The sequence below is a fragment of the Limnochorda pilosa genome, assembly GCF_001544015.1.
In the GTDB taxonomy this organism is placed as follows: domain Bacteria; phylum Bacillota; class Limnochordia; order Limnochordales; family Limnochordaceae; genus Limnochorda; species Limnochorda pilosa.
Genome location: NZ_AP014924.1, coordinates 3128485 through 3140649, shown reverse-complemented (window position 1 = coordinate 3140649; position 12165 = coordinate 3128485). Strand labels below are relative to the sequence as shown.

At 68.3% G+C, this 12165-nt stretch carries 15 protein-coding genes; all 15 read left to right on the top strand.

Annotation, left to right across the window (positions count from 1 at the left end):
• Entirely contained in the window at positions 1-432 is a 432-nt protein-coding gene (gene flgN, locus LIP_RS13950; RefSeq protein WP_068139682.1) for a flagellar export chaperone FlgN, read from the top strand.
• A 102-nt stretch (positions 433-534) separates the two neighbouring features.
• Positions 535-1956 carry a flagellar hook-associated protein FlgK gene (gene flgK, locus LIP_RS13945; protein WP_068139680.1) on the top strand — a complete coding sequence of 474 codons (1422 nt, stop codon included), beginning with the start codon at positions 535-537 and terminating at the stop codon, positions 1954-1956.
• Positions 1957-1993: 37 nt separating this feature from the next.
• Positions 1994-2893 (top strand): flagellar hook-associated protein FlgL, encoded by a 900-nt coding sequence (gene flgL, locus LIP_RS18075; RefSeq protein WP_082726363.1) that lies wholly within the window; start codon positions 1994-1996, stop codon positions 2891-2893.
• Between the two features lie 40 nt (positions 2894-2933).
• On the top strand, positions 2934-3383 hold the full coding sequence (gene fliW / locus LIP_RS13935; RefSeq protein WP_068139676.1) for a flagellar assembly protein FliW: 450 nt from the start codon (positions 2934-2936) through the stop codon (positions 3381-3383).
• Positions 3384-3462: 79 nt separating this feature from the next.
• The gene (csrA, locus tag LIP_RS20640; RefSeq protein ID WP_068139673.1) at positions 3463-3756 is read left to right on the top strand and encodes a carbon storage regulator CsrA; all 294 of its coding nucleotides are present in this window, start codon (positions 3463-3465) and stop codon (positions 3754-3756) included.
• 286 nt (positions 3757-4042) lie between these two features.
• Positions 4043-4369 (top strand): flagellar protein FlaG, encoded by a 327-nt coding sequence (locus LIP_RS13925; RefSeq protein ID WP_082726362.1) that lies wholly within the window; start codon positions 4043-4045, stop codon positions 4367-4369.
• A gap of 54 nt (positions 4370-4423) precedes the next feature.
• Entirely contained in the window at positions 4424-5752 is a 1329-nt protein-coding gene (gene fliD / locus LIP_RS13920) for a flagellar filament capping protein FliD (RefSeq protein ID WP_068139668.1), read from the top strand.
• Positions 5742-6008 carry an Rrf2 family transcriptional regulator gene (locus tag LIP_RS13915; protein ID WP_198409560.1) on the top strand — a complete coding sequence of 89 codons (267 nt, stop codon included), beginning with the start codon at positions 5742-5744 and terminating at the stop codon, positions 6006-6008. Before fliD ends, LIP_RS13915 begins: the two co-directional genes overlap by 11 nt.
• Positions 6005-6430, top strand: coding sequence for a flagellar export chaperone FliS (gene fliS / locus LIP_RS13910; protein WP_068139664.1), 426 nt, complete (start codon positions 6005-6007; stop codon positions 6428-6430). The genes LIP_RS13915 and fliS overlap by 4 nt, the downstream gene beginning before the upstream one ends.
• The gene (locus LIP_RS13905) at positions 6427-6951 is read left to right on the top strand and encodes a hypothetical protein (protein WP_068139660.1); all 525 of its coding nucleotides are present in this window, start codon (positions 6427-6429) and stop codon (positions 6949-6951) included. Before fliS ends, LIP_RS13905 begins: the two co-directional genes overlap by 4 nt.
• Before the next feature lie 15 nt (positions 6952-6966).
• Positions 6967-7950 (top strand): flagellar motor switch protein FliM, encoded by a 984-nt coding sequence (locus tag LIP_RS20125; RefSeq protein WP_068139655.1) that lies wholly within the window; start codon positions 6967-6969, stop codon positions 7948-7950.
• On the top strand, positions 7940-9136 hold the full coding sequence (fliY, locus tag LIP_RS13895; protein ID WP_068139652.1) for a flagellar motor switch phosphatase FliY: 1197 nt from the start codon (positions 7940-7942) through the stop codon (positions 9134-9136). The genes LIP_RS20125 and fliY overlap by 11 nt, the downstream gene beginning before the upstream one ends.
• Before the next feature lie 12 nt (positions 9137-9148).
• Complete coding sequence (locus LIP_RS13890) at positions 9149-9670, top strand: chemotaxis protein CheW (protein WP_068139651.1); 522 nt, start codon at positions 9149-9151, stop codon at positions 9668-9670.
• Entirely contained in the window at positions 9667-11772 is a 2106-nt protein-coding gene (locus LIP_RS20120; protein ID WP_068139649.1) for a chemotaxis protein CheA, read from the top strand. Before LIP_RS13890 ends, LIP_RS20120 begins: the two co-directional genes overlap by 4 nt.
• Before the next feature lie 21 nt (positions 11773-11793).
• Positions 11794-12165 (top strand): response regulator, encoded by a 372-nt coding sequence (locus LIP_RS13880; protein ID WP_068139645.1) that lies wholly within the window; start codon positions 11794-11796, stop codon positions 12163-12165.

Here is a 12165-nt window from a genome sequence, read left to right as displayed (position 1 = left end):
GTGTCCCGCCCGGACGCCCCGGGGGCGTCTGCTTCGCTCCGGCGGCTGGAGGCCCTCCTCCGTCGCCAGCAGGAGGCCATCCGGAAGCGCCGCCCCGAGAGGCTGCTGGAGACCACCGAGGCCCTCGAGGCCGAGATGACGCGGTGGGTGACCGCATCCGGGGCCCGCGACCAGGGAGGCGCCGTGGCATCGCCGCAAGAGGTCGCGGCCGTCACCGACCGGGCACAGGTTGCTCCGCAGTGGAGCGATGCGGACCGGCGCCGGCTGCAGAGGGTGCGTTCGCTGCAGCAGGCCAACCAGGCGCTCCTGGAGCAGGAGGCGGCCTGGGTGCACTTCATGCTGGAGCACCTGCGTCCCGGCCTTCAGACCTACTCCGGTGACGGGCGCTTGCAGCAGGCCGAGCCACGGGTCATCATCGACCGTCACGTGTGAGCGCGAGCCGGCTCGGGTGGGTTCTGGGCTGCGCCCTGCGGTGAGGCGCGCCCTTGCCGCCCTGTGCTTTCCCGCCTGCTCGGCATCGAAGGAGGGCTTCCCTTGGCCGGAACCTTTCTGGGCATCGAGATCGCGAAGCGGGCGCTCATGGCCCACCAGCGCTCGCTGGACGTCACCAGCCACAACGTGGGCAACGCCAACACCCCGGGCTACACCCGCCAGGTGGGCATCCTGCAGGCCACCCCGCCCATCGACGCCTGGCCCGAGGGCCAGGTGGGCACGGGCGTGAACGTCACCCAGATCCGCCGCATGCACGACGCCTTCACCCAGATTCAGCTCCTGCAGGAGGACTCGACCCTGGGCTACTGGGAGCAGATCGCCGGGGGGGTGGGCCAGGTGGAGCGCTTCCTGATGGAGCCCACCGAGAGCGGCATCGGCCAGGCCCTCGACTGGTTCTGGGAGGCGTGGAACGAGCTCTCCAAGCGACCCGAGAGCATCCCCGAGCGCGAGGTGGTGCTCGAACGGGCCCGCGGCGTGGCCGACGCCTTCCGCCACACCCGCCAGCAGCTGCACGAGCTCCGGGTCGACCTGGACCGCCAGATCCGGGTGCAGGTCGACGAGGTGAACACCCTCGCCGACCGCATCGCCCAGACCAACAAGGAGATCGCCAAGGTGGTCCGCCTGGGCCAGCAACCCAACGACCTGATGGACAAGCGGGACCAGCTCCTGCGGGACCTCTCCCAGGTCGTGGGCTTCACCATCGAGGACGGGCGGGACGGCCAGATCAACGTCCGCATGGGCGACCACATGCTGGTGGATGAGGACCGGGCGTACGTGCTTCAGGTGGTGAACGTCACCCAGGATGGCGCCTCTGGGTTCGTCGATCCACCTCTACAGGCGGCTAGGGTCGAGTGGGTCGCAGACAGTCAGCAGCTTGCGCAGCCTGGTTCCAAGCTGGGAGCGATGGTGGAGCTGCGCGACAGCAGGATCGTCCAGTGGATCAAGGACCTGGATGCGCTGGCAAGAGACCTCATCACAGCCGTGAACAACCTTCACAACGATGCGTCCAATCCCAACACCTATGACCTGAACGATAACGCAGGGGGGGACTTCTTTTCGGGAGCGAGCGCGCTGGACATCGGGCTGGCTCTCACGACACCAGAGGAGATTGCCGCAGCCGATGCCCTGGGTGAACCCGGTAACGGGAACGTTGCCGCGGCCATTGCGGCCCTTGCCAACGTTGACCTGCCAACCCTGGGGATGACGCCTGATGAGTCCGTTGAAGCACTGCTGGCTCGCGTGGGCTCCCTCGGTCAGGAGGCGCAAGTTCGCGTCGACAGCCAGGAGGTCCTAATGAACCACCTCGAAAACCAGCGGGCTGCGGTATCTGGGGTTTCGCTGGACGAGGAGCTCACCAACATGCTGCGGTTCGAGCACGCGTACAGTGCCTCGTCACGGGTGCTCACAGCGGTGGACTCCATGCTGGAGCAGTTGATCACGCGCACGGGTCGGGTGGGTCTCTAGGGCTCGGTGACGGTGTCGAGACGGAGGTGACCGTTCGATGCGTATTACTCAAGGTATGATGAGTGCTCATGTGCTGCAGAGTCTCCAGGGCAACATGCGAAGGCTGGATCGCCTGAACGAGCAGCTCTCCTCAGGCAAGGAGATCCGGCTGCCTTCCGACGACCCGGCACGCATCGCCCGCAGCTACGACCTGCGTCGGTCCCTTGGGGAGACGGGTCGGTACGATGCCAACCTCCGCGACGCTAAGTCGTGGCTCAACGCGACCGACGCGGCGTTGAACGAAGCAACGACTGTCCTTCAGCGCGCACGTGAGTTGACCGTGCGAGGGGCTGACGGCAGCCTCCCCCAAGAGGCGCGTGATGCCATTGCTGGCGAGATCAAGCAGCTTAAGGAAGCACTTCTCCAAGTGACAGAGACAGAGCATGAGGGACGTCGCATCTTCGGTGGGTACAAAGTAGATCGACAGGTAGGGCCGCCTGACCTGTTCACTCCCGGCGGTGGGCCTCCGCCTACCTATACCTACGCCGGCGATTCCGGGACGATGGACTACCCGATCGGACCATCTGCCACGCTACAGATCAACGTGGTAGGAGGGCCCGTCTTTAAGCCCGCGCTTGATGCGTTGGAGCAAGTGGAGTTCGATCTGGTCAACAATCCAGCGCAGGTGGGAGGTGCCGACCTCGCCGCCCTCGACACCGCCCTCGACACCATCATCGCTGCCCGCTCGGTCACCGGCGCCCGCACCAACCGGGTGGAGATGGCCGACATGCGCATGAAGGAGTTCGACATCAACCTCAAGGAGCTCCTCTCAAAGAACGAGGACGTGGAGATCGAGGAGAAGGTCATGGAGCTCAGCATGCAGGAGTACGCCTATCGGGTAGCCTTGCAGGTGGGGGCCCGGGTGCTGCAGCCCAACCTCGCGGACTACCTGCGCTGATGGACGCTCCGGCCACGGGCCGGGGCAAGGGGGCTGGATCATGGAGATTGAAACGACCCAGTTCGGCCGCATCGACGTGAGGGAGGAGGATGTCATCACCTTCCCCTCGGGCATGATCGGCTTCGAGGAGGTCCGGCGCTACGCGCTGCTGGACCATCAGCCGGGAAGCGTCTTCCGCTTCCTCCAGGCTGTGGAGGAACCCGGCCTGGCGTTCATCCTGGTGGATCCCCGCCCGTTCTTCCCCGAGTACCGGCTCTCCCTGCGGCGCGAGGAGTTGGCCGAGCTTGAGCCGAATGAGTCCGGCGAGATCGAGGTGTACGGCGTCGTCACCCTGCCGGGAGCAGTGGAGAAGGCGACCGTCAACCTCAAGGCGCCGGTGTTGATCCACCGGGGTCGCCGCCTCGGGATGCAGTGGGTGCTCGAAGAGGAAGACTACCCGACGCGCCAGCTCTTGTTCGACGGGCGCTGGGCGGCCGTGCGCGCCGGGTGAGCCTTCCGACCAAGCTCCTTTAGCCCGCCACTCGAGCCACGGACGTCGGTGCCGGTGTCCATGGAGGGACGTGGGTCCGATGCTGGTCCTCACCCGCAAGCGGGACGAGAGCATCATGATCGGCGACGACATCCGCATCGTGGTGGTGGACGTCCACGGAGACCAGGTGAAGCTGGGTATCGATGCGCCCCGGCGGATCCCGGTCCACCGGGAGGAGATCTACCGGGAGATCCAGGAGGAGAACCGGCGCGCCGCCCTCCAGCTCCAGGAACCCGGCCGTCTAGGCGAGCTGGACAGCCTCCTGGGCCGGCACCGGCCGGCCCCCCCAGATCGGGAGACATCGAAGGAAGAAACCGTCCCAGAGTCGGATTGACACCGGCCGTTCTAGCCGCCGGGCGCCAACGCCCTCGGCAGCGCACCGCGGGTGCATGCCACCTTCCCAGAACCGTTCCTGACAGCGAACGCGCTCGTTTCACGAAACATCGTCGCATGCGGGTGATCTATTCGCCCCCTCGCTGGCGACACTCGTCTACAGGACCGCTAGCGCCGATCCTGCGCCTTCGCGGCGTGGGATCCCGCCTAAAGTTTTGGCCCCTCGGCTTCGATACCTGTACCAGGAAGATCCTCTCGGCCCACCCCGCTGAGAGGTGAGTTGACTCATGGATGGACGTACGACTGCAACCCGGCACGTGGAAGGCGTGAGGCAGGTGGCGGAGGGCGCGCGGCCCCGCGAGACCATCTCGTGGGAGGAAGCGCGGCGAAAGGAGCCGCGGGCCGCGTCCCCGTCAGAACAACGGACGGAAACGACGATCCCGGTCTTCAGGGAGTTTCGCTACCGGGTGGACGAGTCCACCGGCCGGATCGTCGTCGAGATACGCGACGGGCTCACCGGCGAGTTGGTCCGTCAGGTGCCGCCGGAGGAGATCCTCCAGGTGATGCGCGGCATCCAGGAGTACCTGGGGATTCGCGTCGACCGGAGGGCTTGAGGTTCCGCGTCTCTGATCGGAGTTCTGCCACCTGTGTGGAGGTGAGGTTCCACCGTGTCTGTCTACTTCAGCGGAATGGTCAGCGGGTTGGATACCGAGCAGCTCATCCAGCAGCTCATGGCCCTCGAACGGCGCCCCATCACGCTCATGGAGCAGAGGCGCAGCCGCCTCGAGGAGCAGCAGTCCGCCTGGCGCGACGTGAACACCCGGCTGTCGAACCTGGAGGGCAAGCTGAAGGACTTGCTGGCGAGCGGAGTATTTGATGCGAAGATCGCGACGTCGTCGGATGAGAAGATCGTCAAGGCAACCGCGGGTGCTGGGGCGATATCGGGGAACTACTCGGTGAAAGTGACTAGCTTGGCTACTGCGGCTCAGTGGAACCTCACGAAGTCGGGTGTCAATTCCGGGACCGACTCGCTAGGTAGTGGCGGAACGTTGACGTTTACGTTCGCCACCACGACCAAGACCATTGATTACACTGCCACGGATACTCTGAACAGCCTCGCGGAGAAGATTAACGGCCAAGCCATCGGTGTGAAGGCTTCTGTCATTGAGGGGACGCTCGTGCTGAAGGGTGAGCAGACCGGGAAGGCCAGCGACTTCTCTGTTGCGGACAACGCTGGGGCAACCGCTACCCGGATTGCTACGGCCGATGATGCCAGCCTGACCATCGATGGTGTTGATGTCACAAGTGCCTCCAATACCGTCACTGGCAAGATCATGGGTGTCACTCTCGATCTCGTTGCTAGCGGTGGGCCGGTTACTGTTGAGGTCAAGGCCGATGTCGACACCCCCGTCTCCAAGATCAAGGCCTTCGTGGACCAGTACAACAGCTTCTACACCTTCGCACAGGAGAAGCTCGCGAAGGAAGCGGTGCTACAGGGCGACACGGCCCTGGTCCAGCTCGTCTCCCGGGTGCGCACCTCGATCACGGACCGGGTGACCGGCCTGACGGGGCTGGACCAGTTGGCACTGGCCGGAATCACCACCACCCGTGAAGGCAAGCTCACCCTTGACGAGGCCAAGCTGCGCGAGCAGCTCTCCAAGGATCCTGCTGCGGTCGAAAAGCTCTTTGCCGCAGAGCAAACCGCTGATGGCGCCAACGGCGTCGCCCGCCGGGCGGTGTCGCTCATCGGGCAGTACACCCAGTCGTCGGGGCTCATCTCTTCGCGCCAGAGCATGTACACGGGCATGATCGACGATATCAACGAGCAGATCGACAGCCTCGAGATGCGGCTGGACCTGCGTGAGGCGAACCTGCGGGCGCAGTTCGTTCGCATGGAGCAGATGCTCGCCACCCTGAACGCCCAGGGGAACGCCCTGGCCGGCCAGCTCGCACAGATCAGTGCGCTGGCTCCGGGAGGCGGGGGGAGTGCAGGCTGAGCCCCGCCTCGCGGGGGATGAGTCCGGAAGCCTGAAGCGGATCCACCACGAGATCCTGCGGGTGTTGGCTCAGCGGGCGTCGAGTTACGCCCGGCCGGTCACGTCGTCGGAGATCGGGCGGGAGCTGAACGTCGCCCCCTCGTACGTGAGGGAGCAGGTGCTCACCCTCAAGGGGCGCAGGCTCGTGCGGGTCCGCCGTGGTCCCGGCGGAGGTTACTACATCGACAGGGACCGGAAGGGGCGAGGGGGTCCATGAGCTTCCGCATCACGGCAGGGGCCGAGGGGTACCAGGCGTACCGCCGCACCCAGATCGAAACGGCTCCGCCGGAGCAACTCATCCTCATGCTGTATGACGGGGCGATCCGCTTCGGGCGGAGCGCACGCCGGGCCATCGAGGTGGGCGATCGGCAGAAGGCCCACCACGACCTGACCCGGGCTCAAGATGTGATCAGCGAGCTCATCGGCTCGCTGGACATGGCGGCCGGCGGCGAGATCGCCGCCAACCTCCACGAGCTCTATCGATACCTCTACCAGCGCCTGGTCCAGGCGAACGTGGGCAAGAAGGTGGAGCCCATCGACGAGGTCATCCACCTGGTGAGCGAGCTCCGGGAGGGATGGTACGAGGGCGTCGTCCAGGGCAAGGGCCAGCCGGCGCGGGATGAGAGGGCGGGCGGATGATGGGCGTCGCCGTTCCCGCCCGCAAACTCTGGGTGCCGCTGCTGGACAGGCTCATCGGCCTGTACGCCCAGCGGCGGGACGTCTACCGGAAGGCGCTGGCCCAGGGCGACGCGGAGGGAGACCTCTCCCGCCTCGAGGTCCTCGACCGGTTCGAGGAGCTCCTCCGGCGCCAGGAGCGCTACCTGGTCCAGGCGGAGGGGCTGGCCCGCGAAGCCCGGCAGCTGGAGGACGAGCTCAGCCGCCTGTGGGGGATTGACGCCTTCACCTTGCGGGTGGGCGAGATCCCCGCCTGGGCCGAGGAGGAGGCCGCTCCCCGGTTGAGCGAAGGCCGGGCGCTGGTGCGCGAGAGCCGGGACCTGGCCCGGCGCCTGCTGGAAGACGTCCGCGGGCGTGAGGATCGGCTGCGGGCCGCCATGGGCCGGCTCCTGGAGCAGGCGGGTGTGCTCCAGGCCGAGCGGAAGGCGGCCGGCGCCTACCGGGTGCCCATGCCGAAGGCCCGGTTCTTCGACGAGCGCCGCTGAAGGAGCGAGGATCCATTGGAGCGCAACCTGTCCCAGCATGAGATCGACGCGCTGATCAACCAGCTCCGCTCCGGGGAGCTGGAAGAAGAGGAAGAGAGCCTCGCGGGCGTCACGCGGTACGACTTCCGGCGCGCCGATCGCATCTCGCGGGAGCAGATGCGGGCCCTGGAACGGGTGGTGCAATCCTGGGGCCGGTCGGTGGCGGGCTTTCTTGCCACCCACACCCGCCAGGAGGTGCAGCTCCAGCTCACCGCCCTCCAGCAGCTTCCCTTCGGCGAGTTCCGGCGGTCGCTGCCCAATCCCTCGGTGCTCACCGTCTACACCCTGAAGCCGGTGGAGGGCAGCATGGTGCTGCAGCTGGAGCCGGGGGTCACCCTGGCCCTTTACGAGCGCCTCTGCGGCGGCCCGGGCGACCGGGGCGAAGACCGGGAGCTGACCGACGTGGAGATGTCCGTGCTGCGCCGCCAGCTCTTCGCCGAGATGGGGCGGCGCATGGAGGCGGCGTGGAAGGAGTTCCTTCCGCTCGAGGTCGCCTTCTCCCGGGTGGAGACGAACCCGGTCTACCTGAACCTCCTCTACGACCAGGATACGGCCCTGGTGGGCACCTTTCAGCTCGGCCTGGAGGATCGGGCGGAGAACCTCAGCCTCGGCCTGGCCTTCGACGACCTGGACCAGCTCCTCTCCCACCTTTCGGCCGAGTTCGTGCTGAAGAGCCGCCGCCAGCCCACGGCCAAGGAGCAGACGGCCTGGGCCCGGCACCTGGGACAGGTGACGGCCCCGGTCGAGGCGATCCTGGGCCGCGCCGAGGTCACCCTGGCCGAGCTGGTGGAGCTGGCCGCCGGCGACGTGGTGCCGCTCCAGACGGGACCGGAGGGCACCATCGAGATCGTGGTGGGCACCCGCACCAAGTTCCGGGGAACACCGGGGCGTGTGGGCAACCATACTGCCGTCCTGATCACGGGGCCGGCGCGTCAGGGGGCGAGCAGACATGCCGGATGAGGAACCCCTCCTCTCCCAGAACGAGATCGACCGTCTCCTGGGGTCCAACGCCGGCCCTAACCCGCTGCCGGAGGAGTTCGCCGAGGCGACGTCGCCCGCGGCCGAAGGACCGCTCGGCGTCGACGAGGCCGACGCGCTGGCGGAGGTCACCACGGTAAGCATGGGATCCGCCGCGACCGCGCTCAGCAGCATCCTTGGTCACAAGGTGACCATCACCGCGCCCCGCCTCTCGGTCCACTCCCGCGAGGGGTTCCGCAAGAGCGTGGAGCGCCCCATGCTGGCGGTGGAGGTCCACTTCGAGGACGGGTTGGTGGGGCAGAGCCTCTTCCTCCTGGGCGAGTCTGAGGCCAAGGCCGTGGCGGGCATCATGCTGGGCGACGCAGCCGACACCAGCAGCCCCGAACTCAACGAGATCGAGCTTTCGGCGCTGGCCGAGGCCATGAACCAGATGATGGGCTCCGCGGCCACCGCCATGACCGAGATGGTCCGGAGCTCGGTGGGCATCACCCCGCCGGTGGTGAAGCGGAAGGACCTGAAGAAGGAGAGCCTGGTCGAGGTCGCCGAGCCGATGGTGGTGGTCGAGTTCGAGATGAGCGTGAAGGACCTTTTCGAGACGTCCTTCTTCCAAGTCATGCCGCTCACCTTCGGCCAGGACCTGGCGTCCAAGCTCCTTGCCAGCGTCGAGGAGGCGGCGTCGGGGCCCCAGCCGGCGCAGGCGGCCGGCCCGTCGAAGGAAGCGCTGGCGCCCGCGAAGGGTCCGGTTCCGGATCGGCCCGGGGCGGGCTCGGCGAGCCCCGCTGCCCGACCGGCCGCAGCCGCTTCGGTGGCCTCCGCCCGGTCAGCCCCGCCGCCCGGGAACGCCGGAGAGCGGCCGGCCTTCGAGCCCACCCACCTCCCGGGACGGGAGGGCCAGGCCCTGGGCAACCTGCGCATCGACCTGATCCGCGACATCCCCGTCCAGCTCAGCGCCCGCCTGGGGCGGGCGCACTTGAGCGTCGCCGAGATCCTCTCGATGGGTGCGGGGTCCGTGGTGGAGCTGGAGCACATGGAGGGCGAGCCCATCGAGCTCCTGGCCAACGGCGTGCCCGTGGCCCGGGGCGAGGTGGTCGTTATCGGCGGCGAGCGGTACGGTGTGCGCATCACCGAGATCGTGGACGCCGCCCAGCGGGTCCGGTCTGTTGGCTAGGGGGGGTTAGCGGTGGCAGACGAGTCAGGTAACCAGGTGGTCATCTTTCAACTGGGCGGCGACCGCTTCGCGGTGGGCGTCACGGACGTGCGCGAGGTGCTCCGCACTCCCCCGCTCACCCGCCTTCCCGGGGCTCCCCCCTACGTGCGGGGCGTGGCCAACCTACGGGGCGAGGTCGTGCCCGTGGTGGACCTGCGCATGAAGCTGGGCGCGCCCGAAAACCCACACCACGACAGCCGGGTCCTGGTCTGCGAGCTGGAGGGCGAGGCCATCGGCATCGAGGTGGACGACGTGCAGGAGGTCTCCACCCTCGACCAGAGCCAGATCCACGCCGCCCCCCGCCAGTGGTCCGACGAGGCCCGGGCCCCCCTCACGGGGATCGCACGGGTCGAGGACGAGCTGATCCTGGTCGTGGATCTGCCCCGGCTGCTGAAGGCGGACCTGGAGGTCTCCCTGGAGACGCTGAAACAGGCCCGCCAGGAGGCCGAAGAGCACGTTCAGGCCGTCGCCCAGGAGGGAGAGCGGGGCGCATGAGCGTTGGCGAGGAGCGTGCGCTCTTCCTGAGCGAGAGCCACGAGTACCTGGACCTGCTCAACCGGGGGCTCCTGCAGCTGGACGCCGGCACCGACCCTCAGGTGGTGGACGAGCTCTTCCGGGCCGCCCACAGCCTCAAGGGGATGGCCGCCACCCTGGGCGAGCAGGCGGTGGTGGGGCTCACGCATGCCATGGAGGAGTTCTTCAGCCGCCTGCGGGAGACGGGCGAGCGGCTCACCCCCGACGACCTGGACCTCCTCCTCTCCAGCTGCGACGGGCTCGAAGCGTGGCTGGTGGCGAACGAGCAGGGCGACGGGACGGAGATGGAGCGGGCAGCCCGGGAATTGGGCGACCTGGAGGCACGCGTCCGCTCGGGCTTCGCCGGGCTGGTCGCCCGGGACGCGCAGGAACAAGCAAGCGAGGCCGCCAGGACCCCGCCGTCCAACGGTCTGGCGGGGCGCAAGCCGGCCGCCGGCGCGACCGAGGGCGCCGTCACCGGCCGCCCGGATGGGCCCGCGCTCGAACTGGACCTCTACGATGAAGAGATCCTGCGGGAGGCGGCGCGGCGGGGCCTGGGTGCAACGGACCTGCTCGTGCGCCTCCACCCGGACTGCCGGATGAAGTCCGTCCGGGTCTTCCTGATCTTCCGGAACCTGGAGCAGGTGGGCGAGATCGTGAAATCGGTGCCCCCGGCCCAGGCCCTGGACGAGGAGCGCTTCGACGACACCTTCCGGCTTCTGGTGATCTCCTCGGAGCCGCCCGAGGCGCTGGCGGCCCGGGTGAACGGTGTCGCCGACGTGCGCGAGGCCGTCGCCCGCCGGGTGGAGGCGCCCCCGGAGACGGAGGCCGCCCCGCGTGCGCACGGGAACGGGACGGCGCCCCCGCCCGTGGGGGCCCGCGAGGGAGGCCCGGGAGCCGCCCGAGAGCCTGGAGCGGTGCGGGACACCTTCCTCAACGAGCGCTCCCTCCGGGTGGACGTGGGACGCCTGGATCAGCTCGTGAACCTGGTGGGCGAGCTGGTCATCCAGCGGAACCGCCTCCTCAGCGTGGCTGAGGAGAGCGGGCTGGCCCGGGAGGTGGTGGAGGGGATCGACCGGGTCTCCACGGACCTCCAGGCCGGCGTGATGGCCCTTCGCATGGTTCCGCTCCGCTTCATCTTCCAGCGCTTTCCCCGCATGGTGCGCGACCTGGCCCGGAGCCTGGGCCGGCAGGTGGAGCTCGAGATGGAGGGCGAGGAGACGGAGCTGGACCGGTCGTTGATCCACTCCCTCGCGGACCCGCTCATCCACCTGATACGGAACGCGATCGACCACGGCATCGAGCGACCCGCCGAGCGGGTCCGGCGCGGCAAGCCTGCTGCCGGCCGGCTGGCCGTGGCCGCCCGGCAGGAGGGGAACCGGGTGGTCATCGAGGTGGCTGACGACGGTGCCGGGATCGACGCAGCTGCGATCCGCCGCCGGCTGGTGGAGCGGGGGTTGCTCACCCAGGCGGAGGTCGACGAGCTCTCGGACCGGCAGGCCCTGGACTGGATCTTCCGCCCCGGTTTCTCCACCGCCGCGCAGGTGAGCGACGTCTCGGGCCGGGGCGTGGGGATGGACGTGGTCCGGGCCGCGGTGGAGGGCGCGGGCGGCGGCCTCCAGGTGACCTCGGAGCCCGGGCGGGGCACCCGGGTGCGGCTGGAGCTCCCTCTCACCCTGGCCATCATTCAGGCCCTGCTGGTGGAGGTGGCTGGCGAGACCCTCGCCCTGCCCATGGATGTGGTCTCAGAGGTGCTGCGGACCGGCGATGCGGACATCCGCCGGATGCGGGCCGGGACGGTACTCAACTGGCGCGGCGCGGTGCTGCCGGTGATCGCCCTGGATGAGCGCCTCCGGCTGCGGGCGTCCAACGGCGAGCCGCCCATGGAGGGTCTGGCCCTGGTGCTGGAGCGGGCGGGGCGGAGCGTCTGCTGCCTGGTGGACGAGGTGGTCGGCCACCAGGAGGTGGTGATCAAGCCGCTGAGCCGGGTCATGCGGGCTCTGCCGGAGGTGGCCGGGGCGACCGTCCTGGGGAGCGGGCGAGTGGCGGTCATCCTCAACCCGGAGACGTGGCTGGAGGGGTAGGGGAGAAGGAGGAGGACCAGCGTGGCGTATCGGGTCTTGGTTGCCGACGACACCGCCTTCATGCGGCTCACCCTGAGGAACGTCCTGGAACGGCACGGCTACCAGGTGGTGGGCGAGGCGGGGAACGGGCGTGAGGCGGTGGAGCAGTACCAGAGCCTGCGGCCGGACCTGGTCACCATGGACATCACCATGCCCGAGATGGATGGGCTCACCGCCATCCGAGAGATCATGAAGATCGACCCCAACGCCCGGATCATCGTCTGCAGCGCCATGGGCCAGAAACCGATGGTGATCGAAGCCCTCACGGCCGGAGCCAAGGACTACCTGGTGAAGCCCTTCCAACCCGAGCGGGTCGTCGAAGCGGTGGAGAAGCTGCACGCCCACCAGCACTGA